Source organism: Streptomyces sp. NBC_00878, assembly GCF_026341515.1.
GTDB lineage: Bacteria > Actinomycetota > Actinomycetes > Streptomycetales > Streptomycetaceae > Streptomyces.
Map to the genome: position 1 here is coordinate 4,870,804 of NZ_JAPEOK010000001.1, position 23,333 is coordinate 4,894,136.

The following is a 23,333-nucleotide window of genomic DNA, read 5'->3' on the forward strand; positions in this document are numbered from 1 at the left end:
ATGATGCCTTTTAACCCCCGCTACGGCAGCGTAAGCGGGTCGGCCGCGCTGGAACCCGCCCATGCAGATCCCTGTCACGGCCGCGATGCGGCGGTGCTCACAGCGATTCGGTCCACTCGCCGGGCTCTTCGAGCACATACGAGGCGTCGGTCGCCGGCGAGTCGCGCGCTGTCCGGCCGTGCGGCGCAGGGGGCTCCGGGACGGTCGCCGCCTGCGGAATCGCGACGGCGCAGGCGGCGCAGACGTCGGCGAGGTGCCAGGTCCGGCCCTGGTCCGCCCGGATCAGCACCAGCCGCAGGGCGCCGTTGCACGGGCCCTGGCGCTGGTGCCAGACGCAGGACCGCTCGCGGCACTGACACGTACGTAGATGCGGCTCCAGGCCGGATTCCCGTACGTGGCGCGCCAGATGCCGCCGCATCTCCTCCCCTCGCGGGACACCCGCGGCAGGGCCCGGTCCGGGGCAGGCGCTGCACATCAGCAGGGGCCGCCCGGCCGGACTGCTGATGGTGACCGTCCAGGCGCGCGAAGGCAGGGCGGTGGTCATCGGATCCCTCCAAGCCGTCATCAGATCGTCGCTGGCCTTCGACCCGGGCGACGCTCGGAGAGGGTAGTGCAGACCTCTGCCCTCACGGGGCGTCTCGGTATCGCCACAAATAGGGCAGAGGTCTGCACTGTCAGGGCAGGGGTCTGCACCGTCCGATGGTGAGGTGACGATCTTTCCGCCGCCGGACCCCGACCCGACGGCGCTCCGGCAGGCCCTCGCCCGGCACCGTGCCGAGCGGGGCTGGAGCTATGACGAGCTCGCCGCCCGCAGCGGCCTGTCGCGCCGCACCCTCATCGAGGTCGAACAGGGCCGCACCATCGGATCACTCGGTACCTGGCACGCCCTCGCCCACGCCTTCGGTATTCCGCTGGGCGAGCTCCTGGATCCCCTGTGTACGGGGCACGAGCCTCCGGGATCCGAGCGCTGACCTGAGGGAGGCAAGGCCCACCCGAAGGGGACGCGGCGTTCGGGCGCTCGTGCCCAATTCGAGTATCTGATCCTTTCCTGTCACTGCGCAGAGGCAAGATGGCGCAGCCCGTCGGTGGGCACGTGTGCGCGCCCGGCATGGCGTGCCGTCAGGCGGCTCCCACCCGACCGCCTGGCAGTGCGGCACGTGGTACCGCAGCCGGATACGCCGGGAGGCCACTACCAGGGCACATTGCGGAGCGAGGGAGTGTCGCCTTGCGCGGGCGTCAGGGGCTGGAGCTGGCCGAACCAGATGCGCCAGGTGAAGAGGAGGCACGCCAGACCCGGGACGCAGAACATGAGCCACACCAGCCACGCTGGAGGGAAGTAGGCCGGCAGAGGCCAGGCGTCATGGAACAGCGCGCCCATGCACACGTCCATGAGCACGACGAGTGGCGGACCGATCCAAGTCGCCCCGGCCGTCCAGTCCAGCCGGCCGCTGCCCCAGTACGCGGCAAAGGTCATGCTGAAGCCGACGTGTGCCGGGATGTAGAGCCAGCCAGCCCACCCTTCTCCCAGCCCGTTGGAGTAGGCGACGCCGACCGTGGAGGCGGTGATGGCCAGCAGGTAGACCATGCTGACCGTGGTGAGCAGCAGCCGGACGTGCCACTTCACGACCTGCTTGACCAGGACGTAGTCGCGGCGCCCTGCGGGTGCGCGGCTGGTTGGTGACCAGCTGCCGCCCGACGGCTCGCCTTCCCCGGTGCCCGTGTGGTCGAGGAGGGTGGTGAGGCTGGTCCCGGCGGCCACGCAGTCCTCGGCCCGCTGCACCAGGTCGGCCGCCCGCTCGTAGACGGCGGTGTCCGCGCCAGGCTGAGCTGCGCGGACGCTGACCGCCTGCCGGGTTCCGTTCAGCCAGTGGGCGGCATCGTCGGTATCCAGCTCGGCGGCGGCCTGGACGGCCAGGGGCAGCAGCTCGTCGGGGGCCGCGGCCACGGCCCGGTGGGCGCCCTCGGCAAGCGCGGGATCCTCCGCGCTGACACGGGCGACAACGTGGAGGGTCTGGGTGCGCTGCGCGGGCTTGAGGGTTTCGTGCTGCAGGAACTGCTCGACGAATTCGTGCCCGCTGTCGGTCTCGACCTCGGTGAGCAGGGCTGCGGCCAGCGGCTCGCCGACCGCGCCCCAGTGGGCGCCGTCGGTGCTGGGGTAGGCCGCGGTGAGGATGTCATCCAGCGCGGCGAGGACTCGCTGGTCGGGCGGAGCCGAGGGGCCGTAGCCGCTGTGATGGGAGTCGTACCCGGCGCGGATAACGGCCTGCCCGTCGCGGATGGTGGCCGCCCCGGCGAGGAACTGGGCGGTGATCAGACTGCGGATCAGCTTGGTGTCCACCGCACCCTGCGGAAGACGGGCCTCGGCGATCTTGCGGACGTAGTTCTCCTCATGTGCCAGGAGCACGTCCATGGGATGGTCACGGTCGGCGAAGTCCGGGTTGGCGTGGACCAGGACGTCGGCGAGGGCCGCGATGTGGTGGTAGATGACCGGATGCGGCCCCGAGTTCGCGATGCGGGCGCCGTACGCGGCCGGCGCATCCGCGAGAGCGCCCTCGCGCCAGCTCTCGTCCGCGTGTCCGGCGAGGCGGAGCTGTTCGATCCGGTGCGCGAAGGCCGTCTTGGCGCATCGGTAGATGTCCGTGCCGGGCTGGCCACCGTAGGCGTCGTCGGGGGTGACGGCGAAGGTGTGGGCGACGGGGCCCGCGTGCAGGGCGCGCAGTTCGCGCTGTTTGGACGGCCACCAGCCGTCCCGGCGGCGGGCCAGGAGCAGGACGCGCACCGTGTGGCCGTCGTGCTGTGAGGCCAGGGCCGCCATCAGGTCGGCGAGTTGACCATCCCGGCTCTCGGCCAGGTCCACGATCACCAGCAGCGGGTAGCGGGAGGAGGCGAGCAGGCCGTAACCGGCGTGGGGCGGTCGGTCGGTGAGGAAGCCGCCGCTCCATGGACGCCGGTCCGCGTCCTGGGGAAGCGGGACGGCCAGGCGCTGCAACACCTCGGCGAGCAGGCGGGTTTTGCCGGTGCCGCCCAACCCGGTCAGCGCGGCGACGTCCACCCGGTGTGCCGTACGGCACCAGGTCACGATCTCGTCGATCAGGTGGGACATGCCAGTGAGGGCGACGGTGCGCGCATGCGGATCGAGCAAGTAGGAGGAGGACAGCACCGGTTCGGGCGGGCCGTGCAGTAGGGGTTGCAGGTCGGCCGCCTGCAGCTGGGGCAGCAGGCCCGTGTGCTTTGCCACGGCGCGGCAGAAGCCGTCGGCTGCCATCAGCTGGGAGGCTGGCAGGGCCATCAGACTGCGATCCCACTGCTTGTCGACCGTGCGCACCAGCCCGACCAGCAGCCCCTGGCAGGTGACCCCCGCCCCGGACAGTCCCTTCCAGTTCTCGTAGAAGCGGGGCAGCGCCCCCAACACCTCGAACCCGTACAGCATCGAGCGTGAACCGGTGTGCGGTGCGATCGTTCCGTCCACCGTTTTCAGGTCGTCGACGAAACGCTCCGGATCCGCACCGGCTTTGCGGCGCATGGCCTTGGGAAAGCCCGACATGGTGCACTGCGGGCGATGGCCGGGATCGCTGCACACCAGCTCGCCGAACCGCACTGTGGTCATCCCCGCGCCGACGGCATCACGGTCCGCCTCCAACAGCGCCGCATCAAGGCGAGGATCGCTCCACACCACGCGGGCTGGGGTGAACTTGGTGTTCTGCAGGTCCCGGACCGCCACGTCGCGGGGCGTGGGCTGGGCGACGTGCAAGGCGGTCAGGATCAAGCCGGGGGCGATGAGGTAGCCGGTGCCGTAGGATTCCTCGCCGCTGCTTGTGCCTTGTACTTCTACGGTGCGCCGTTCCGATCCCCCGATCATCGGCATGGCCGCTAGTCCAGGCCCAGTCCGGCCAGGGACCCGCCGCGGCCACCCGCCGTGTCCCCGATCTCAAGGTCGTTTCCGTCCGCGTCGGGGGCGACGCTGAGGGTGACCGTCATGCGGTGGGTGGCGGTCCGTGACCGCTCCCCTTTCGCGTCAGCGGAGACGACGAACGCCTTCACACCTCCGCCCGCCGACGCGGTGTGCCGCAGTTCGATCCCCAGGTCGAGGACGACGTCCTTGACGGTGAACCGGATCGGCGAGCCCGCCCCATCACGCTGGGCTGCGGCCAGCCCGTCGCGCACCGCTTTGATCGCATCCGACAGCTCAGCCGGCTCCAACTCCATATATCCCCCTTGATCGTTGACGTGCTGCGCCAGTGTGCCCCCGCAGAAGGTGCTGCGGAAGTGCGCCGCCAGCCGAATACCCGCCCACCAACGACGCGATACCGCCGCGGCCCCGAATCCTGCCCGGCCCGAGCTCCGTCGGCCGCGGCGGGCCACAGGAGCGGGGACCGGGCCGCGATGCGGCTACCCGCGCGGCATCGCGTCAGCTCACCGCCGCACGGTCACACCGGCCGGCGTCCGCACCGCCGCGCGGTCGAGTTCCTCGAAGATCTGCTCGCGCAGCCGGGTGCGCGAGCCGGGGGTCTGCAGGCGCCCATAGCGCGTCTCGAACCCTGCCAGGTGCGCACGGATACGCTGGTAGAGATCCGGGTGGCGGCGTACGAGCTCGTCGTAGGCCTGGTCGCCGGCTTGCTTCAGCAGTGCATGGCTGGGATCGCCGCGCTCGGCGATGGACAGCCCATCGTTGAGCGTGGTGATCAGACGTACGGCCTCGGCGCGGCGCTGCAGCAGCGCCGCGAACAGCCGCCGCCGGGCCTGGAGTTGCTTCAGCTGCGCGGTGGTGCGGGGAGTCGGCGTGCGGGTCAGATCGGTCAGATGCTTGGTGTGTGGGTTGTCCGCGCCCGGGGCGACGGCACGCAAGCTCTCGTTGAGCTGATCGCGCCAGCGGTTGAGTACCAGGGGATGACACAGCACGTCATCGCGTTCGTCCTGGCGGCCGGCGTCGGTGAGCAGCCGCTTTCGAAACGCCGACTCGTCGAGTGCGAGGACGGAGCGGACGGCGTCGTTGAGCGGTGCGATGAGCCACCCGTTGTCGATGCAGCGGGTGATCTTCTCCTGAATGCAGCGGATCGGTGCGGCTGCCGCGGCGGGCACCCCTGCCGCGGTCGCGAACTCCAGGACCAGGGCGTCCTTCTCGGCGCTGAGGTAGCGGCCCAGCCAGGCGCGTGCCACGCGCCGGGAGTCATCGGTGGCGGGCGGGAACGGGAGCACTCCCGCGGTGGTGAGCTCCTCGACGCGCTGGGCCTTCAAGCGCCGCTCCGCTTCCCGCAACTGCTGCCATACCGCCTGCTGCTGAGCCTTGAGATTCCGGGCCGTCTCATCACACTGGCCGGACAGGATCCGGATCTCGCGTCTGATCTGCCGGTCGTACAGCGCGTAGGTGAGGGCGTCGATGCTGTGCTCGATACGGTCCGGGCCGTACAGCAGCTCGTCGAGACCCGTGCGGCGCACCCCGCACGCCTGCGCGGTCACCACTTTGGCCAGGTCGAGGAAGCTGACGCTGATCAAGTCCGACAGTTGGGGCAGGGGCAGTCGCCACGGCTGCGGGTGCGGCATCCGCACGGCGCGCAGGCCCGCCGCGTCAAGGCCGAGGCCGCTGCGTCGCTGCACGCTGCGGTGATGGGGTTCGCGCAGGTCGAGGGCGAAGCGGACGTTGAGATAGCGGAGGGTGCGGCCACGGTGCAGCGCCGTGGTCGGACGGTCCCGCAAGGTCCGGCAGGGGGCGTACTGCGACGCCCCGCAGGTCGGGCACGCGATCGTCGCGATGTCCGACGAGGTCACGTTCCACAGGGCCCGGCGCACCGGCCCCGAGGACCACGTCTGCTCGTCGAAAGCTGCGTCACTCAGTCGGGTAGGCATGCGCCGCAACCTGCCAGCCACCCCGCGGGCGCGCAGGCGCACGCATCCCGCACGTCCCACGCACGGGTCACGCGTCGCGTACGAACGTTCCCTTCCGGGCTGTGTGTTCGGCGGCTCCGGTGGGGGCGCAAACCCGATGCCTGCTGATGGACGCGACAGCCGCAGTGCTGGGCCCGGCGGGCGCCTTCACCGCGTTCACCTACCTCCACGCCGTACCCCTGACCCCCGCCAGCCGGTTCCGCGGACTACTGGCCGACCGCTTAGAGGAGGTCGTGCCCAGCCGGACCGTCTGGCGCAACACCCCCCGCCTTCGTCCTGCACGCACGCAGACCCCGCGTGACAGGGCATCAAAGCACCGAGCCTGCTGACTCATCGTCGGAGCAGAGTTGAAAGTCCTGGGAGCCTTGCTGAAGAAGCGACGGGCCGGGCAAGCGCGCCTCGCGTGGAACACACCGCACCTGGCCGCGCCGGACACACTGACCCTCACCAGCCCCGCGTTCGGACACGAAGGCGCGATTGGGAATCGGGCTCGGTCCGAAAGCCGCAGCCGCACAGTAGGAAGGACGAATGGGGCCCAGCGCGAGGTTCTCGCTCAACTCTGCCCGGCGCTACGACCACGAAGAGTCACCTTATCCTGGGCTCAGCTGATGATGACGTCGTGGTGATCAGTGGCTAGGACACGGCCGTTTTTAACGATGTAGACCTCCACATAGTGTTGTCCTTTCCAAGATGTTGACTCCTCGCGGGTTCTGCTTCGGTCCTCATCGAGAACGATCGCGCCTCGGAGTTGATCGCGCGCAGCGGCTTCGGGGCCGCGATTCCTGACCTTCCAATAGAGGTCGTACGGCTCTGGAACATCGGTGGTGATTGTGAAGCGCAGGCTCTGAAGGACGCTCACTCGACGGAGACGGCGTAGGGGGCCGTTCCGAAAACCACTCTTCGGGAGAACCTGAGCGTTGATCCGTACTTTGTACCCTCCTCGCCAGCTGAAGCCAAACTCTTCGATGTACTGCTCGTGCGGGGCACGAGCTTCGCGGGTCGGTTGAATATCCGAGGATGCCGTCAGAGACTTCTGAACCGAGCTCGGTTGCTGGAACGAGTCGCCAAAGACGCGCTGCCATGCTGCAAGGCTCAGCGCTTTGCCCTCCTCATCATAGGCCTCGGTTACCCATGAGCTATACAGCTTGATCTTCTTTCGGAAGTTCTCGTATTGCTCCTGGTTCCAGCGGTGGTTGAACGTTGTCTCCGGACAGCTTGGGTCGGCGAGGGTCGGCATGAGCGGGTACAGGTCTAGCCAAGCGCTCAGATCGGCCAGAATTACCTTTAGAGCTGTGGGAGTGTCGCTGTAGCGCGTAGCTTCGTGCCAGGTTTGGATTCGTTCGCCAAGCAGAGTCGTGAGAATTACGGACGGTACGCTGAAGGTCTGCTTGTAGTCTCGTACATATTTCATCAGCCTGATGACGCGCCGCAGTTGGCCGTTGGCCAGACTATCCTTCTCCTTCATCCAGTCCGTAAATCCCTGAGGGTTGGTATCTTCGAAATCATTCTCGGCGTAGTTGACGATAACCTCGCGGCCGTCCGCCAGAGTGATGTAGGGCACCACGTCGACGTGGCAGTCACCCGCGTAGACGATGCGGCAGCACCGGTTCTTCTTGGTTACCTTCGACTTGTAGGTGGCGGATCGCTTGAACGCAGCCCGGACCTCCCGCAAGTAGTCTTTTGGCTTCCAGTCCTCCACCTCATCCAGATGTAGGAGGAAGTCTGCGTCAAACTCGTGATTGTTGAATGGCCTGATGATTGTGCGGTGAGCCCAGGACCCCTGCGGAATGTGCGTCCTGTAGAGGCTGCCGATTTGACTGTCAGCCTTCAGAGTTGATGTAATTGCGGCCACGCGATCGTCGAGTTTATCTAGGCGTGTCTGGTTGAGATTTACAGTGTCCGTAAGGAATGCGCTGAAGTAAGCCAGCAGTTTCATGAAATCTCCAGCGCGACTGTGTAGCGCCCGTCGGTTCGGTCGTAGATGGCCATCTTCGGGTGCACATGAGAGTCGTGAACCCGTCCCAACGCCACGGCTGCCGAAACCGGGGCTGCGGCTAGAACGTGCAGGATTCGCATGTGCTTGTGCTGGGCTTCCATGCTGGAGAGCATTGAGCGCAGCGAGTTTGTGAATTCGCTCAGCGTTTCCAGTGAGTCGATTACATCGACGGAGGGCACCGTGCCAGCAGGGTTGATCACCCAGCGTGGTAGTTCCCGGAGATTCTCGGGAAGTTCGTCAGCCTGGATTGAGCCGGAGATGTTGAGTACCAGGACTCCCTCCTCGGCGTCCTGCGGGGGGTTCTGCGGTGAGGTGGTGGTGAAGCTCGTGCTGGGCGCCGGGTTGTCGGGCCAGTTCCAGGCTTCTGTACTGCGGTGCCGTTGGTAGATAGTGACGGCAAAGGTGTCGTCGAGGCGCGAGCCGAAGTAGACGAGCAACGGCAGACGCGCGAAGCCGAAGGCGCTGACGTGTTGCACGGTGTCCTCGCGCAGTGCTTCGGCGAGCCGACGTTCAAGAATCCGATCGATGTGCCGCTTGCACTGTTCCCAGTAGGCCGACTCGGACTCCTCCTCTCCGATCACGTTACGGAGGTCGATCTCGAAGCCGTCGCCGTGCAGGCTCAATGGGAAATCGGGGAACCGCCCTTCTGAGCGGATCACCGCCTCGGCGGCCGTCGGCTTGGTCAGCTCAACTTCGTAGCCCCGCACCGGCCCGATCAACCGGATCACCGCGGTTCCGTTTTGGGGGCTGAGGCCAGTCATGCGTCGAATCCATGCCTCGCGCTTGCGCTTGATCGTCCGCAAGCGCTCCACCGTCATGAGGTTGAGTGACCCCTTGCGGTCGATCTCGTTGTGCTCACCTCGACACAGAAGCATCAGGTTGTCAGCGAGGTCGCGCTTGTCTTCCGGGAGCGGGTCCATGCCCCGTGGAGAGCCAGGTGCTACGTCACGGCCCACGATGTGGGCCAGTTCCCCGAGGGTGAAGTCCTTGTAGGTGAGCTTGCCTTCGAGCAGGTAGTTGCCGCAGAACTCGCACCGTCCCCCGGCTCGGACCCAAGCCTTCAAGCGTTCTGTGTCAGAGATGGCCATATGCCCTCTTCTCGCGCATCTTCCCATCGAAGACGGAAGTGCATACAGAGAAGCACGCGCCACTGACAGTCGGTGGCCCTCGGCACAGGACAGCCGGAACGGCTGTGAGGACATGCTTGTCACTAGTAGGGCTTGGTCAGGTCGGTTGTTGTGGTGCGTGTCCTGCGGGCCCGGTGTGGCGTTGAGAGTGTGTGACTCCGGACGAGATTGCTGTGGTGCGTGGTGAGTTGGAGACGTTCGCGGCGGAGGTGTTCGAGCCGTTCGCGCGCAAGGATCAGCGCCGGTGGGGGCAGGTTTATGTGCGGGGGCTGCTGACCGACGGGCAGCGTAAGTCGGTCGAGCCGATGGCCGCCCGGCTCGGGGAGGACGGCAATCGTCAGGCACTGGCCAACTTCATCACCACCAGCCCCTGGGACCCGGCGCACATCCGGGCCCAGCTCGCCTGGCGGATGGAGGAGACGATCGGGCCCAAGGCCCTCATCTTCGACGACACCGGGTTCCTCAAGGACGGGATGGCCTCGGCATGCGTGTCGCGGCAGTACACCGGCACCGCGGGCAAGGTCACCAACTGCCAGGTCGGCGTCTCACTCCACCTCGCGTCCGACCACGCCTCGGCGGCGGTCAACTGGCGGCTGTTCCTGCCCCGGACATGGGATCCCGCCTCACCGGAGGCCGATGCGGACAAGGTCGCCCGCCGCACCGCCTGCGGCATCCCGGACGATGTCGGGCATGTGGAGAAGTGGCAGCTGGCCCTGGACATGCTCGACGAGACCCGCTCGTGGGGGATCGAGGTGCCGCTGGCCGTCGCGGACGCCGGATACGGCGACGCTGCCGCGTTCCGGCACGGACTGCAGGCCCGCGGCCTGAACTACGTGGTGGGGATCTCCACCACACTGTCGGCCCAGCCCGCCGACGCGGTGCCGGTGGCCGGGCCGTACTGCGGGACGGGACGCCCGCCGCTGGCCAAGTATCCCGACAAGCCGCGGTCGGTGAAGGAGCTGGTCATCGCGGCGGGCCGGAAGGCTGCCCGGCCGGTGCAGTGGCGAGAGGGCTCCCGGCCCGGCACCGGCCGCTTTGGCCGTAAGCGGATGTACTCCCGCTTCGTGGCCTTGCGCATCCGGCCTGCCGGACGCGAGGTCCGCCAGGCCACCGACGGCCCGGAACTGCCCGTGTGCTGGCTGCTGGCCGAATGGCCCGCCGGTGAGAACGAGCCGGTGCAGTTCTGGCTGTCCGACCTGCCCTCCGGCATGCCTCTGACCACGCTGGTCCGCCTCGCCAAACTCCGCTGGCGCATCGAGCACGACTACCGGGAGATGAAGCAGGCCCTGGGACTTGCCCACTTCGAGGGCCGGACCTGGGGCGGCTGGCACCACCACGTCACCCTCGTCTCCGTCGCGCACGCCTTCTGCACCCTGCAACGACTGGCCCGGGCCCCAAAAGACCCAGCACCGGCCTGAGCCTCTACCAAGTCGTCCGCGAGCTACAGACACTCCTCGCCCTCTGGACCGGTGCCTGCCCCACCTGCCACCGCAACATGCCCACACCGATACGAATCTGACCAAGCCCTACTAGGCGCAGTACGAATCCGGTAAGGGCCTCGTCGGGTAGCGGATCAAGGCTGCGGGGCAGGGGACGCACGTCGCACGTCATTCTCACCCCGCTTCCGCTGCCGGCGTCTGCGAAGCGCCGCGGGTAGCAGCCCTGCGCGGCCGCGGAGCCAGGCCGAGAATACGGCTCAGGGGTGGGGATACCCCGAGATCTTTCACGTGCCTGGAGCCGAGCGCGTGGCATTCCTCGACTTCACGCCGGTAGAGGGCAACGAGCTCGGTTCGTTCCTCAGAGCTGTCCGTCGCTCTGAGGAGTCGGTCCGCGATCCCCAGAATGGCACCGGTCGCGAGTGCCGTGGCGGGAGGCGCGAGGAAGTAGTCGCGGGCCGGAGCTCCCATGACCCGACTGCGAAGGCCCCGGGAACTTCGGTGGCGACCTGCAGCGTCGCGCTCAATGGCCCTGGCCAGCACCTCCGTTGCCGCCAGAGGGCGCGCCTGAGGCCAGGACGCGTAGATCAACGCGGTGACGGCCCGCAGGTCCATGAAGTACTGCGCCACAGAGACAAGTTCCCCACAGCTCAGGGTCTCGGCCGGACCGTCGGGAGAAAGCAGTGCATCAATACGCCTCTGGACACCGATGCTCTCCTCTCGTGTCGCACGGTCCTTCGCCACGATGCGGCCGCGCGATCTGTCGGTCATGTAAGCGCCGCACACAGCCCTTTCCCTGAAGTCGGTCTGGAAGATGGACGGTGCGCGACACTGGATGGGGTGCAATCCTTCATAGGTGGCATGAGCGATGAGTCCCTGCCGGGTGGCGTGGGCGGGACGCCCACAGGAGGGGCAGCAGCGTCGGAGCGTGCGGCGGTGCTCGACGCAGACGAAGACCACCGGCAGGTGCCAGTGCCTCTTCCACGAGCCACCGAGTTCGGCACCTAGAGGGTTGTCCTTTCCGGCCAAGCAGCGCTCGCAGAACTGCGTGCTACGCAGGTTGACCCATCGCCGGGGGTTAGTGAGGAGTTGAGGCCCGTACCACGGAGCGTGCGCTTGGCTCAGTGGTCCATAGCGCTCGCCGAGGGGAGCCAGCAAGAGGTTCTCCATCTCGGATAGCGACAGGCCCGCCACATGCGCAGCTTCGGCGAGCCGTTGCGGAGGGAGGGCAAGAATCGATCCCGCCGGCACATGGATTCCCACCCTGTCCGTGAGGCCCATGCGCGTGGCGATGACCGCGGGTGAACTCCCCGTGTGCTGGGCCAGGCGCAGAATCAGTCCCACGAGCGATTCGTCCTCGAGGGGCGCGAGAGTACGGGGCAGGGGTCGTGGGGTCATGCCTCGGCCGCCGGAGGAGTGCCGCGGTCGTCCAAGACCGTGTTCCGCCTCTTCCGGGGCTTCACGCTCTTCGTCTCCACCTTCCGCTCCGGCCCCTGCTCCGGTTCCGGGGAAGTGTGAACGTCGGGGATCTCACCGGATTCGGCGTCCCGTACGCCGTACTGGCCGGGGATGTTGCCCAGGTTGATGGTGATCTCGTCGAGGAGGCTGGTGGTCAGGTCCTCCAGACCGCTCTCCATGGCCTTGGTTAGTCCGTCCTCGATCAGCCGCCGTAGGAGGCCGACGATGCCGTGGGTCCGGCGGCGGAGGTACTCGGGCATCGCCCCTTCAGACAGCGTGCCCGGTCCGGCGTTGAAAAGCCGGATCTGGTTCTCCGTGGCTTCGAGGTGATCGACGAATGCTGCGGTCCCGGCGTCCGTGGTGAAGTCGAACGGGTCGAGGTTGACCAGGTCGAAGCGGCGTTCGGTCTGGGTGGAGGCGTCGGGGTTGTAGCTCTTGCCCTTCTTCAGCGGCTCGTAGACCCACTGCTTGGTGCGCGGGTCGTGCCAGCCTTCCCTCAGCAGGCCGGAGCGGGGGATGTTGACGCCGATGAGGACGAGCGTGACGTCCAGGTCCATCAGGCCCCGGATGAGGTCGAGGGTGTCCTGGTCGTCCTCCCTGTGCATTTTCAGACGGGTGATGTCGTCGACGATCAGGACGGTGGTGGCGTGCGCCTTGATCGATGCGCGGACGTTGCGGATCATGCCGCGCAGGTTCTTTCCGTAGGGGGCGCCGTAGTAGTCGAGGATCGCCTCGCACAGGCCGATCGGGGTGGCCTTGACCGGGGTCTGGCAGTAGGCGACCGGCGCGATGATGTCCCGAGTGCCGGGCATCGGGTCGAAGTAGTAGGCGCGGTTCTGCTCGAACAGGAGGCGCACGGTGTCCTCGAATTCGACGGCGGTTCGGCAGGCGGTCTCGGTCTTGCCTTGGTAGCCGCCGCCGTTGATCATCAGTCCGTCGAGGGTGCTCGGACCGATGCGCATCGCATTGTTCTGGATCCGGGCGCGCATGAGCGTGGTGACCACCGCGCTCATCGGGGTCTCCTCCATCCGCATGTTGACGTGCGTGGCGGCCCGGTGCAGGTCGTACAACGACTTCTTGCGCGGGCTCATCAGCCTGTATTCGGCCACGGAGATCTTCTTGACCGGCACGAACAGTTCGCGGGTCCTGCGGAACTCCTGCCAACCCTCATGGGTCGTTCGGTCCGGTCGGGGCCCGAGGCGCAGGAACGGTACGGGCTTCTCCGTCTCCTCCCAGGTGTGGTCACTCATCTCGCTCCTCGTCCGTCGCTTGCGCATCCAGGCTTTGCTGGTCTGTGGCTGGTGCGTCGGGTGGGGTGTCGTCGTCCGCGATGACGAAGAGGTTGCGGCCACGACGGCTGGAACCCAGCGGGGCCGACTCCGACAGCTTTCGTGGCCCGGCCGCCTCGCGCCTCCTGCGCCGGTGGGCATCCAGGCTCTCGGTGGCCTCCCGCGCCCTCTCCCGCCACGGCGGTTCCGTTTCACGCGCACCGACAGCGGCCAGACGTGGAGGTGCGTCCGTCGCCTGCGACGGCTTCGGCCGGTCCGCGGCCGCCGCCCGAGCTTGGGTGATTTCCCGTGCGTGCTGGGTGCGCTGGGACTTGGTCAGCTGGGACGGCCAGTTCGCGACCGGGTCGACCGCGCCCAGCATCTCCAGGAGGACCGGGACGAGGTCACTGTCGGAGCGCGGCTTCAGCCCCGCTTCCCGTACGCGCGTGAGGAGTTCCTCGACCCGTGCGTCCCCGAAGGCCGGCATCTCGCCCTCCGGAGGCAGGCCCGTCCAGCGCAGCTCATGCCACTCGTGCGTATCGGGATCATGGAAGAACACCATCCGCCGGTCCCGCGGTTCGCGGTGGATGACCCACTGCTTCTTGTACCGGCCGCCCCTGGCGGATTGCAGGTCGGGCTGGTGCAGCAACTCCGCGTCGTACCAGAGCCCTTTGACCTTCACACCCCGCCGGTAGATCCTCTTCACGTGGTGCTTGGGCAGGAAGCGGTAGTACGTCTCCGGTGACGGGATGTCCAGGTCGAAGCCTTCCTGTGCGAAGGAAGCGGCGAACAGGGTGTTGGGGCTGTGGTCGCCACCCGGATCCCAGCACGGGGCGAACTCACCGAGCCTGCGGTTCTGCCAGATACCCACGACCCAGGTGGCGATGAAGTTTTCCATCTGGCTGAGGGTCAGCACAGCGTCGCCCTCCGGGTCGGCACCGCGGTCGGCGACGTCGACTCCCGTGTAGCCGGGCAACTTCTCGAACACCAGCGAGCGGATACCACCGAAAGTGCGTTCCACCGCGGCCTTGTCCTGGGGGCGTAGGACGCGAGCCGGCAGGATCCGGCAGCCCATCGCCTCCTGGACGTCCACAAGATGGTGGTTACGGTAGACGGAGCCGTGGTCGGAGGTGATGGTCTCGGGGTTGAAGAACGGCAGGGCGGCCACCTTGTGACCGGCGAACTCGGCGACCACGGCGGCCGGCAGCCCTGGGTAAGGCCACTCCATGTCCTCACCCCACTCCTCGCGCATGGGCAGCGGCAGCATGACGTCGCGCAGCATCATCGCGACATCCACTGAGGAGTCCGACACCAGCGTGAGCCGGAAGGCGCAGATGGAGTGGGTGTAGACGTCCAGCGCCAGGGTGAAGTGGACGGTGACCGGATCTCCGAAGACGTTCTCGCGGACCATCACCGGCAGGATCGTCGTGTCCAGCGCGACGACCTGCCCGGGGCGGGTCACGAGCACGTGCCCGTTCTTGGTGGGGAGTTCGGCCGAGCGCTCGTACTTCGGTCGGGCCCCGCCCGGTCCGAACCATTCCTTCCACACTCGCAGCAGCGTGTGATAGCTCGGGACCTTGATCTCCCGCCCCTTGCTGCCCTCCTCGTTCTCCTCCTGGTCCTCGGCCTCGTTTGCGTCCTCGAAGGTCTCCCGCACATAGCGCCGGATCATGATCTCGCGGGTCCGTGCACTCACGCGGGACCGGTGCTGCTGCGTCTCCTGCCGTACCGCGAAGATCGCCTCACGGACCTCCTCGCTGATACTCGGATGTCCCCCACTCGACCGCAGCCACCGATGATCGGCGCAGCCCACGATCCCGTACTTTCTGCGCCGTTTCTCCCAGCGCTCAAGGGTGCGCGCCCCGACATGGGCGACGCCCAGGAGCAGCTTCGCCTCGTCGGGCCGCAACGCCGACAACTCGGCGGCCTTCGCCTCCCGCCGCTCGGTCAGCGTCGTACGGTCCGAGTCGTACTCGGGACGCGGCTCTCCCGGTTCGGGACGGAACGGATCACCCCTCCGGAAACCGCAGTTGATCTCCATCAGATGAGCGAAGCGCTGTTCCATCAGGGGACGCTTCTCCGGCTTCACATCGCTCCACGAAGCCAGCTGACGCCCGCGGTTCGCCCCCTCCGCCGCCGTACGCGACGACGGCCTGCACCGCGGGTGATTGACCAGGAAGCGGAAGCTCACCCGCTGGCGCTCACCGTCCGCCCGCACCAGCTGGACCCGCCCCAGATGCGCCTCCTGCCGCTCGACCAGCCACTCCACATCGTCGAGCACCACGCCTGCTCCGGGCGAGAGATCCAGCGCGGCAGCCCCGTTCATGAGACGCCTCCCGCCAGCACCACCCGCGTCCGGTCGGTCAACGGCTGCGAGAGGTCGATCCCGAGCCTGCGGTGCCACAGCAAGTGCAGCAGCTGGGCACGCGCCACCGGCCAGTACGTCTGCGCGGCCGCCAACTCCCCGAACGTCACGCCACCCTCGGCCTGAGCCAGCAGGTCAGCCTGGACACCGAACACGTCACGCGTCGGACGGCGCTTTCCGTACAACGCGTCGAGCGTGGACCGCACATGCGGCCGCCACTCGGCTGCAACCACGTAATGCCACCCGCAGGCCACCGCCACTTCATCAGCCGCCGCAAAGGACTCCAGGTCTTCGGGCTCGATCAGATGCCGGGGCCGGACATCGATCAGCCATGTCCCTGCGCGCGTGACCGCGAGAAAGTCGGGCGTGTGTCTGCGCCACTTCTCCGCCGTACGAAACCGAATACGCAGGGGCTGCGCCAGCACCTCGACCAAATCGCCGGCAAAGTCCAGGGCGACCAAGAACTGGTCCTCTTCGAGGCTCTCGAACCCATGCAGCCGCCCGGTCGCCATCAAAGACTCCAGACCGGGCCGGTGCCTCTGCTCCCGCCGCCAGGTAAACCCTCGCATCGGCCCACGACCCGCCACCGGTACCTGCCCCAGGTGCCGGACCGGTCCCGTCACCTCGTCCCCCGCGTACTTCCAGGTCGCGGTCCACCGGTCCGCCCAGCCGACGGACAGATCCAGGTCACCCCGGCCCGCATCCAGCGAGACCGGCACCAGCAGATCCGTCCACAGACACCGGTGGGACCACAGGGGCCCAGCCGCATGCGGCGACGTGTCCGGGCGGGTCCCCGGCCCTCCGCCAGCCTGCATGTCACTCATGACCCCAGGTAAGCGCTGCACCTCGCCGTGGGCGGCCAGTCTTCAGGGTTGGCGACAACTTGCCCGCAAAGAGCAGGGGACACGTCAAGAAGGATGCGAATCTGGCGACAGTTGTCCTGCTCAGCCCCTCAAGAAGCGCCAGGTCGACGCATCGAGTTCACGACACCTACCGTGCTCAGTCTCACTCGTGACGCCAACTGTCCGTTCCCAGTAAACGTGTCCTGTCTCTGTGATGTCCGGGCAGTCTCGGAGATCTCCGGGCAAGTGAGCTGACGTCTCGGTCGCCTCCGGGCATTTGGTGGGGCGTCTCGGTCTTCTCCGGTTACGCGGCCTCTGTGCTGACTACGGCCGTCGTGGCTGGTCGGCGTCGTACCGGAGGTCCGGATGGATGCGCGCGAGGTGTCGGCGGAGGACGTCGAGCTGGAGTACGTCAGCGCGTCCGGGGCGCGTGAGCGGGGACCTCTGTGCCATTTGTGGCCGGTCCGGTTCGAGTCGGTACGGCCCGAGCGCCGGTTTCCGGCTTTTCGAGGTCAAGGCAACTGGTGCGGCTGGTACTGGTCGGCGACGTGTGGCGGGCATGTGGGCTACGAGTCGTGGCTGGAGCGTGATCGCCTGATGCTGCTCGACTTCGACCCGCTGGTGGCGGGCATGTCCTCCCAGCCGTTCCAGCTGTCCTGGGCCGGGCCGGACGGGAAGCGGGTGCGGCATCCGCCACAAACTCTGGATCGGCAAGAACGTCAGCACGCCGGAACACCAGCTCGACGTGTCCGCAGGCCCCGACATCGTCCGCGCCCAGAATCGCTACTGGCGCCTTCGCCGACGCCGCGGCCCGCCGTTACCGACATCTGCGAGGACGCCACCGCCCGTCTCTGGCGCGGCCTGGCCCAGCACCACTACCGGCTTTCCCGCCGAGCCGAACTCCTGAATCTGGCCCCCACCATGTCGACAACGGACCCGGACCGGGCAGCACCCTGGCTACTCGCCGCCGGCTATCCCGAACGTGTCGCACTGATCAGCCTGTTCGCCTCCGCCCCATGGAGACAGCTGGCCGCCAGCGATGATCTCATCCTCTTCACCGACGCCATCGCCGAATTCGACCGGAGCTTCCCCACTGAGGCGCGGCTTCGCGGCACCAGCCGCACCTGGCTCGGCAAGTCCATCGCCGCCACGGCCAAGCAGATCGAAACCCTCCTGTCCGCTGCCGAGAGCACACCCCCACACCCAACAGAGGCAAGTACGCCTTGACAATCCTGAACTGTCAAGACGTACTTGCCTCATGTCTCTTCCAGACCTGGACGATCTCATCGCGGAAGTCGACCGGAGATGCGACACCGCGCACCGCCCCGGCGGACAAGAACAGCCCGACTGGCTCGCTCTGCTCACGGTCGCCGCCCAACTCGCAGGCCAACTACAGGTGCTGGCAGACGACCTAGTCGAGGACTACGTCGAGCACTGCCGGATGCACGGCAACTCATGGACAGACATCGGCACCGCTCTGGGCGTGACCCGTCAGGCGGTCCAGCAACGCTTCCAGGCTCCTCACAAGCGCTACAGCCCCGAGACGATGACCCATGACCTCCGCCAGGCGATGGTCCACGTCAAGCAGGCGGCGGTGCACCACCGCAACAACTACATCGGCACCGAGCACCTGCTCTGGGGGCTGACCGCGGAGGACAACAGCGCCACCCGGCTCCTGCAGACCGCCGGCGTCTCACCGGAGACGGTCCACCAGTCCGTCGGAACCCGGCTGAGCATGGGGGCTTCCCAGGCGGCCGAACGGATCGCCTGGACCCCCTACTCCCGCAAGGCCATCGACATCGCGGAGGCACGGTCCGAGCAGCACGGATCCGACCGCATCGACTGCGAGGACCTGCTGATCAGTCTTGCCCGGGTCGGCCGCGGAGTGGCCGCCGCTGTCCTGACCGACGCCGGCTTCGACCCGGCAGCGCTCGACCCCGCGCCTGCCGAAACCTGAGTTCAGCAACAGCCCAGGGACAACAACCCGGACTGCGTGAGCGAGGCCCACCTGCCCGGCTGCCGACTCACACAGTCCGTGCTGGCCACTTGGGCTCGGATCAGTCCTTCGACCCAATGTCACCCATCTCGAAAAGTTGCATCTGCTCGGTAGCCTTCGGCTCCATGGGTGATGTGAAGATCATTGTTGAACGCCGATGCGCCCCCGACCCGATCGACTACGAGCGCCTCGTCTCGCTGATCGAGTCCACCGGCGAACGTGTCGTGCTCACTGAGGCCGACGTGCCGGTGAGTGTCCTGTTCCCGGCAGGGGGTGGTGGCCGAGTTGGAGCACTGGGCCCGTGCCGAGTACTCCGCTCCCTCACCGATATCGCAGGAAGGGGAAGAGCAGGACGCGGACGAGCCGACCTGGGACGTTGGCCGGCTCCAGGTCGAGCCGTTGGCCGGCCCGAAGGAGTACGGACCCTACATCCGGTACGTACGCTCAGATGGCAGTCGCGTGAGCTTCGCCCGGAGCGGGGTGGTGGTGGCGGTGCAGCTGACTGCCGACGAGGCGGCGTGGCTTGAGGACAGTGCCATGCACACGCGCCAGGGATACATGGGCCCCAAGCAGGCAGCGGCATTCGAAGAATTCCTGGCCCGACAGCCACCGGCCGGCGAGCAGTGACGCAGTCCAGAGACCCACGCGAGTCTGGCTGACCCCGTCGCCACGGGGACAGCACCCCGGGTCCCCATCGCCGCCTCCGGGCAAGCCGAAGCACGAGCCGAACCGCGAGCCGAACCGCGAGCCGATCCACAACGATCCCCGGTTCCGCTGGGCCGGCCCTCGTCGTCGCGTCAGCCTCACAAGCACTATCGCGAGAATGCCTCTACGCGGACCCGCACCCGGCTCTGCCACCAGGTGAATCCCTGCACCGGTGCCATGACTACCTACGGACGGAGTTCAGTTCCGGAACGGAGTCCGGTTCCGGCACCGGACGACGGGGCCACACCGTCGCACCAGTCGACTCGCCTCTGCAGCGCCAACTCGCATGTACTCCGGCCCGCCCTCATCACATCTAGGTGATCCCCAAGCCGAACTCGGGCGCCGTTCATCAGGCTGCCCGCGAGCACTGGCGCCACCCCAGCCCTACACCGTCCGGTACGCCCGGAGAAAGGTCCGTACCCCCTCGACGACGAGTGGCCGGACGCGGGCGTCCTCCGTGGCGTTCGCGGAGCCGAGTCTGTCCAGCGCGACGCCGAAGGTCAGGGCGATGAACTGGTCGGCCGCGAGGCGGGGGTCGGGGACGTCGAGCAGGCCGGCCTCGGCGAAGGCGGCGAGCCGCTCGGCGAGTGCCTCGTCGGGGGTGTCGGCCATGGAGTTGTAGCCCTGGTGCGGCAGGTGGCCGGATTCGGCCCGGACCAGTCGTTGCAGCGTTGCGTACTCCGCCGAGCCGAGCATGTCGGTCGCGATGCGCATCGAGAACGCGACCAGGGCGTCCTCCAGGTCGGCGGCCTCGGTGCGGTCGGTGAGGGTGTCGTCGAGGGTGCGCCTGATCGTGGCAATCAGCGACTGGCCGACGGAGTCGACAACGGCTCGAAGCAGCGTCTGCTTGTCACCGAAGTAGTCGTAGACCGTCCGCTTGGACACCTCGGCCCGGGCGGCGACCGCGTCGACGCTGGACCGGTCGAAGCCGTCGGCAAGGAACAGCTCTCGGGCCGCCGAGAGGATGGCGGCCCTCTTCCGCGCGGACCCCTCGCGCAGCGTCTTCGTGGTCGGTGTCTTCGTGGTCGACATGGGCACATCCTAGCCGTTCTACACTGCACGGTGTAGTGTAATTCTGCCTCACGACGCCTGCCTCACGACGCCTGCCTCACGACGCCTGCCTCACGACGCGTACCGACTCGTACGCCCGCACCGCCCGGCGGAGCCGTGCATGCGCCAACTCGGGTACCGCTTCCCCGGATTCACCCGCCGGACGACCCCAGACCCGTCCGCAAAGCACCGCAATGATGGAAAGGACGTCCATGACCGCGACTCTCGCTCCCCCGGTCCGTATCAGTAAGGCCGCTGTCTGGGCCTTCGGCATGCTGGCGGTCGCGACCGGTGCCCTGGAGTCGGTGGTGACGCCGACGCTGCCGCTCCTGCAACGCGAGCTGGATATGAGTCCCGCCGAAGGGGCGTTACTCAGCATCACGCTCCTCATCACCGGCGCGCTCGTCACACCGCTCGCGGGCAAGTTCGGCGACCGCTACGGCGGAAAACGGGTCCTGATCCGGCTGATGGCCGTGGTCTCGGCCGGTGGTTTTGTGTCCGCCCTCGCGCCGAACCTGCCCGTGCTGCTGCTCGGTCAGGTGCTGCAAGGGGCGATGGTGGGCGCGCTGCCCCTGACGTTCATCCTGGTGCGCGAACACCTCCCCGCGGAAGAGTCGAAGGTGGCCATCGGAGTGGTCAGCGGGCTGTTCGTCGGGGGCGGGATGGCGGGCACGCTGTCGGCCGGGCCCGTCGCGGAAGGGCTGTCCCGGCACTGGATGTTCGCGCTGCCGACGATCGCCGTCATCGGGGCCACCCTGCTGGTGAACAGGCTGATGCCGCACGATCCGCCGAGCCGGTCGGACGGCGCCGGGGTCGACTGGCCCGGCCTGGTCCTCCTCAGCGGGACGCTCGTCACGCTCATGCTCGTACTCAAGCTGGCGCCCGACATCGGCGGCTCGCAGCCACTCGTGCTCGGAGCCCTCGTCGTGATTCTGGCCGCCTTCGGGACCGGATGGGCGGCAGTCGAGCGACGCGCGGCCTCGCCGATGGTCGATCTGCGCATGCTGGCGCGGCCGACGGTGTGGAGGTCGTGCGTACTGACGTTCATGATCTGCGTCGGTACCTCGGCGGCGGTCCATCTCGTCCCGCAGTTGTTCGCGGTGTCCGGCGACGAGTACGGGTTCGGGGCCGGCGCCACCGAGATCGGCTTCTTCCTGCTGCCCGGCGCCGTCGCCGCGTCGCTGGCCGGGCCGATCGGTGGGATCGGGGCCCGGCGCTTCGGCTCGCGTGCCGTGGTCACCGTCGGGATCGTCATCATGGCCGTCGCCCTGATCGCCCTGGCGGCCGTGCACTCCGAGGTCTGGCACCTCGTCATCGGCAAGGCGGTGATCGCGCTCGCCAACGGCCTGTGCGTTACGGCGCTGGTGACCAGCACCGCCACCTCCGTCGATCACGGTGACACCGGCATCGCCACCAGCCTGGTCCTCGTAACTCGCGTGATCGGCTTCGCCGTTGGTGTGCAGGTCAGCGGTGCGATCCTCACCGCCGGAACCCCTTCCGGGTCGAAGGTCCCGGCCGAATCCTCCTTCGTCACCGGCTTCGTCATAGCCGGCGTCGTCACGGCACTGTCCCTGCTTGTCGCCCGCACCATGAGCAAAGGAGTCAAGGAATGACCCGCAGTGAGCTGTCGAGGGGCATCCGCACAAGGGATATCCGTATGCGGGACATCCATACGACGCCGAGGCGCACGGTCCTGATATCCGGGGCCAGTGTCGCGGGGCCCGCCCTCGCGTTCTGGCTGAACCGTTACGGATTCGCGGTCACGGTGGTCGAGAAAGCGGGCGCGCTTCGCTCCGGCGGTTACCCCATCGACGTACGCGGCACCGCACTCGAGGTCGTCCGGAAGATGGGAATCCTGCCGCGACTGCGGGACGCGCACATCGACCTGCGGCGGCTGACCTTCCTCGAAGGGGACGGCGGCGAGGTGGCCTCGGTCAACCCGCACACCGTCACCGGCGGTGTCGCGGGACGGGACCTGGAAGTGCGGCGCGGGGATCTGACCGACGCTCTCTACGCGGCGGTCCGTGACGACGTGGAGTTCTTGTTCGACGACTCCATCGAGACCCTCGACCAGTCCGACCAGCGCGGCCCGTCCAGCCCGTCCAGCCCGTCCGGCCACGGAGTCGACGTCTCCTTCCGCGGGGGCGGCAGGCGTATGTACGACATGGTGTTCGGCGCGGACGGTCTGCACTCTCGTACCCGCGAGTTGTTGTTCGGCCCCGAAGAGCAGTTCCACCGGTATCTCGGCTACTGCTTCGCCGGGTTCACCATGCGCAACACCTTCGGGCTCTCCCACGAGACCGTGATGTGGAACAGCCCGGGCAGGGCCGCGGCACTCTACGCCGTGGGCGACAACGACGACGTGCACGCCTTCCTCAACTTCGCCCACCCTGAACCGCCGTACGACGCGTTCCGGAATCCGGAAGCCCAACGGGACCTGGTCGCCGCGGTCTTCGCCGACGCCGGGTGGGAGGTCCCGGGCATGCTGGCCGCCATGCGCGACGCGGATGACCTGTTCTTCGACGCGGTCAGCCAGATCCGTATGCCCCGCTGGTCCAGCGGCAGGGCCGCGCTGGTGGGCGACGCCGCGTACGCGCCCTCGTTCCTCACCGGACAGGGCTCCAGCCTCGCGCTCGTCGGCGCGTACATGCTCGCCGGTTCCCTGGCCGACCACCGGGACCACACCGCGGGCTTCGCCGCCTACGAACACCGCACCCGTGAGTTCGTGACCGTGAACCAGGATCTGGTCGGCGAAGGCGATGCCACACTCTTCCCGACCACGGCTCGGGCCCTGGAACAGCGCAACGACATGCTGCGCAAGCTCAGCGCCATGCCCTCCGGGGAAGGACGAGCGGAGGGACGCACGGAGGGACGCACGGAGGGCCGAGCGGAAGGCCGACCGGCCCATTCGGCCCTCACGCTGCCCGAATTCATGCCCATGGCTTCATGCCCATGACGTGACCCCGGGCACGTACGCCGATGACGGGCTCTCCTCAATCCTCGCTCCCTGGCCCCGTCGGCGTGGGCAGTTGTCAGTCGACGGACGCCATGAAGCTCAGCATCCTGCGGTCGATCTCCGCGTGGTCGATCTGCGGTCCGTGGCCCGTGACCGCGCCTGGTCCCCGGCGCCTCGCGAACGGCCGTTCTGATCATTGTGCGCAGTTCCGGCACGGTGATGCGGCTGGTTGACGGGGGCTGCCTCGCCGC

General features: G+C 67.7%; 18 protein-coding genes. 7 read left to right on the forward strand and 11 right to left on the reverse strand.

All coding sequences use genetic code 11. The annotated features are described in order from the left end of the window. Nucleotides 1-97: 97 nt before the first annotated feature. Complete coding sequence (locus OHA11_RS20535; protein WP_266498423.1) at nt 98-544, reverse strand: hypothetical protein; 447 nt, start codon at nt 542-544, stop codon at nt 98-100. A gap of 163 nt (nt 545-707) precedes the next feature. On the opposite strand from OHA11_RS20535, the gene OHA11_RS20540 reads away from it, so the two are divergent. Further along, on the forward strand, nt 708-971 hold the full coding sequence (locus tag OHA11_RS20540; protein ID WP_266498424.1) for a helix-turn-helix transcriptional regulator: 264 nt from the start codon (nt 708-710) through the stop codon (nt 969-971). A 218-nt stretch (nt 972-1,189) separates the two neighbouring features. On the opposite strand, the gene OHA11_RS20545 is transcribed toward OHA11_RS20540, so the two are convergent. The 5 genes from OHA11_RS20545 to OHA11_RS20565 all read right to left on the reverse strand — a co-directional run bounded on the left by OHA11_RS20545 (nt 1,190) and on the right by OHA11_RS20565 (nt 8,967). Beyond that, the gene (locus tag OHA11_RS20545) at nt 1,190-3,865 is read right to left on the reverse strand and encodes a serine protease (protein ID WP_266498425.1); all 2,676 of its coding nucleotides are present in this window, start codon (nt 3,863-3,865) and stop codon (nt 1,190-1,192) included. Between the two features lie 5 nt (nt 3,866-3,870). Then, entirely contained in the window at nt 3,871-4,206 is a 336-nt protein-coding gene (locus OHA11_RS20550; RefSeq protein ID WP_266498427.1) for a trypco2 family protein, read from the reverse strand. Nucleotides 4,207-4,413: 207 nt separating this feature from the next. Beyond that, nucleotides 4,414-5,844, reverse strand: coding sequence for a hypothetical protein (locus OHA11_RS20555; RefSeq protein WP_266498430.1), 1,431 nt, complete (start codon nt 5,842-5,844; stop codon nt 4,414-4,416). Between the two features lie 640 nt (nt 5,845-6,484). Continuing rightward, nucleotides 6,485-7,819, reverse strand: a complete 1,335-nt coding sequence (locus tag OHA11_RS20560) for a cyclic GMP-AMP synthase DncV-like nucleotidyltransferase (RefSeq protein ID WP_266498432.1) — start codon at nt 7,817-7,819, stop codon at nt 6,485-6,487. After that, the gene (locus OHA11_RS20565) at nt 7,816-8,967 is read right to left on the reverse strand and encodes an HNH endonuclease (protein WP_266498433.1); all 1,152 of its coding nucleotides are present in this window, start codon (nt 8,965-8,967) and stop codon (nt 7,816-7,818) included. Before OHA11_RS20565 ends, OHA11_RS20560 begins: the two co-directional genes overlap by 4 nt. A gap of 191 nt (nt 8,968-9,158) precedes the next feature. Here OHA11_RS20565 and OHA11_RS20570 point away from each other — a divergent pair, with 191 nt between their 5' ends. Beyond that, nucleotides 9,159-10,424: an IS701 family transposase gene (locus OHA11_RS20570; RefSeq protein ID WP_266493618.1), complete on the forward strand. Its 1,266-nt coding sequence runs from the start codon at nt 9,159-9,161 to the stop codon at nt 10,422-10,424. Nucleotides 10,425-10,619: 195 nt separating this feature from the next. On the opposite strand, the gene OHA11_RS20575 is transcribed toward OHA11_RS20570, so the two are convergent. The 4 genes from OHA11_RS20575 to OHA11_RS20590 are packed head-to-tail and all read right to left on the reverse strand — an operon-like array spanning nt 10,620 to nt 16,357. Further along, complete coding sequence (locus tag OHA11_RS20575; protein ID WP_266498435.1) at nt 10,620-11,786, reverse strand: TniQ family protein; 1,167 nt, start codon at nt 11,784-11,786, stop codon at nt 10,620-10,622. Nucleotides 11,787-11,836: 50 nt separating this feature from the next. After that, entirely contained in the window at nt 11,837-13,150 is a 1,314-nt protein-coding gene (locus OHA11_RS20580; RefSeq protein ID WP_266498436.1) for a TniB family NTP-binding protein, read from the reverse strand. Further along, nucleotides 13,143-15,494 (reverse strand): transposase, encoded by a 2,352-nt coding sequence (locus tag OHA11_RS20585; RefSeq protein ID WP_266498438.1) that lies wholly within the window; start codon nt 15,492-15,494, stop codon nt 13,143-13,145. The genes OHA11_RS20580 and OHA11_RS20585 overlap by 8 nt, the downstream gene beginning before the upstream one ends. Continuing rightward, nucleotides 15,491-16,357 (reverse strand): TnsA-like heteromeric transposase endonuclease subunit, encoded by an 867-nt coding sequence (locus tag OHA11_RS20590; RefSeq protein WP_323186597.1) that lies wholly within the window; start codon nt 16,355-16,357, stop codon nt 15,491-15,493. The genes OHA11_RS20585 and OHA11_RS20590 overlap by 4 nt, the downstream gene beginning before the upstream one ends. A 384-nt stretch (nt 16,358-16,741) precedes the next feature. Here OHA11_RS20590 and OHA11_RS20595 point away from each other — a divergent pair, with 384 nt between their 5' ends. The 3 genes from OHA11_RS20595 (at nt 16,742) to OHA11_RS20605 (ending at nt 18,998) form a co-directional block, all read left to right on the forward strand. Next, the gene (locus OHA11_RS20595) at nt 16,742-17,602 is read left to right on the forward strand and encodes a TnsA-like heteromeric transposase endonuclease subunit (protein ID WP_266498439.1); all 861 of its coding nucleotides are present in this window, start codon (nt 16,742-16,744) and stop codon (nt 17,600-17,602) included. Between the two features lie 31 nt (nt 17,603-17,633). Further along, nucleotides 17,634-18,332, forward strand: coding sequence for a Clp protease N-terminal domain-containing protein (locus OHA11_RS20600; RefSeq protein WP_266498441.1), 699 nt, complete (start codon nt 17,634-17,636; stop codon nt 18,330-18,332). A 315-nt stretch (nt 18,333-18,647) separates the two neighbouring features. After that, complete coding sequence (locus OHA11_RS20605; protein WP_266498443.1) at nt 18,648-18,998, forward strand: hypothetical protein; 351 nt, start codon at nt 18,648-18,650, stop codon at nt 18,996-18,998. 462 nt (nt 18,999-19,460) lie between these two features. Here OHA11_RS20605 and OHA11_RS20610 read toward each other — a convergent pair whose 3' ends face one another. Further along, nucleotides 19,461-20,108 carry a TetR/AcrR family transcriptional regulator gene (locus tag OHA11_RS20610; RefSeq protein ID WP_266498444.1) on the reverse strand — a complete coding sequence of 216 codons (648 nt, stop codon included), beginning with the start codon at nt 20,106-20,108 and terminating at the stop codon, nt 19,461-19,463. Between the two features lie 230 nt (nt 20,109-20,338). Between OHA11_RS20610 and OHA11_RS20615 the strand changes: the two genes are divergently transcribed. Together OHA11_RS20615 and OHA11_RS20620 are read left to right on the forward strand one after the other, a co-directional pair. Continuing rightward, nucleotides 20,339-21,739, forward strand: coding sequence for an MFS transporter (locus OHA11_RS20615; protein ID WP_266498446.1), 1,401 nt, complete (start codon nt 20,339-20,341; stop codon nt 21,737-21,739). 44 nt (nt 21,740-21,783) lie between these two features. Beyond that, the gene (locus tag OHA11_RS20620) at nt 21,784-23,082 is read left to right on the forward strand and encodes an FAD-dependent monooxygenase (RefSeq protein ID WP_266507326.1); all 1,299 of its coding nucleotides are present in this window, start codon (nt 21,784-21,786) and stop codon (nt 23,080-23,082) included. Nucleotides 23,083-23,333: the final 251 nt, after the last annotated feature.

What these genes read in the sequence shown, in the direction of transcription:
- OHA11_RS20535 (WP_266498423.1), bottom strand. Translation starts at nt 544, where the DNA reads ATGACCACCGCCCTGCCTTCGCGCGCCTGGACGGTCACCATCAGCAGT.
- OHA11_RS20545 (WP_266498425.1), bottom strand. Translation starts at nt 3,865, where the DNA reads ATGCCGATGATCGGGGGATCGGAACGGCGCACCGTAGAAGTACAAGGC.
- OHA11_RS20550 (WP_266498427.1), bottom strand. Translation starts at nt 4,206, where the DNA reads ATGGAGTTGGAGCCGGCTGAGCTGTCGGATGCGATCAAAGCGGTGCGC.
- OHA11_RS20555 (WP_266498430.1), bottom strand. Translation starts at nt 5,844, where the DNA reads ATGCCTACCCGACTGAGTGACGCAGCTTTCGACGAGCAGACGTGGTCC.
- OHA11_RS20560 (WP_266498432.1), bottom strand. Translation starts at nt 7,819, where the DNA reads ATGAAACTGCTGGCTTACTTCAGCGCATTCCTTACGGACACTGTAAAT.
- OHA11_RS20565 (WP_266498433.1), bottom strand. Translation starts at nt 8,967, where the DNA reads ATGGCCATCTCTGACACAGAACGCTTGAAGGCTTGGGTCCGAGCCGGG.
- OHA11_RS20580 (WP_266498436.1), bottom strand. Translation starts at nt 13,150, where the DNA reads ATGAGTGACCACACCTGGGAGGAGACGGAGAAGCCCGTACCGTTCCTG.
- OHA11_RS20585 (WP_266498438.1), bottom strand. Translation starts at nt 15,494, where the DNA reads ATGAACGGGGCTGCCGCGCTGGATCTCTCGCCCGGAGCAGGCGTGGTG.
- OHA11_RS20590 (WP_323186597.1), bottom strand. Translation starts at nt 16,357, where the DNA reads ATGAGTGACATGCAGGCTGGCGGAGGGCCGGGGACCCGCCCGGACACG.
- OHA11_RS20595 (WP_266498439.1), top strand. Translation starts at nt 16,742, where the DNA reads ATGGATGCGCGCGAGGTGTCGGCGGAGGACGTCGAGCTGGAGTACGTC.
- OHA11_RS20600 (WP_266498441.1), top strand. Translation starts at nt 17,634, where the DNA reads ATGTCTCTTCCAGACCTGGACGATCTCATCGCGGAAGTCGACCGGAGA.
- OHA11_RS20610 (WP_266498444.1), bottom strand. Translation starts at nt 20,108, where the DNA reads ATGTCGACCACGAAGACACCGACCACGAAGACGCTGCGCGAGGGGTCC.
- OHA11_RS20615 (WP_266498446.1), top strand. Translation starts at nt 20,339, where the DNA reads ATGACCGCGACTCTCGCTCCCCCGGTCCGTATCAGTAAGGCCGCTGTC.
- OHA11_RS20620 (WP_266507326.1), top strand. Translation starts at nt 21,784, where the DNA reads ATGCGGGACATCCATACGACGCCGAGGCGCACGGTCCTGATATCCGGG.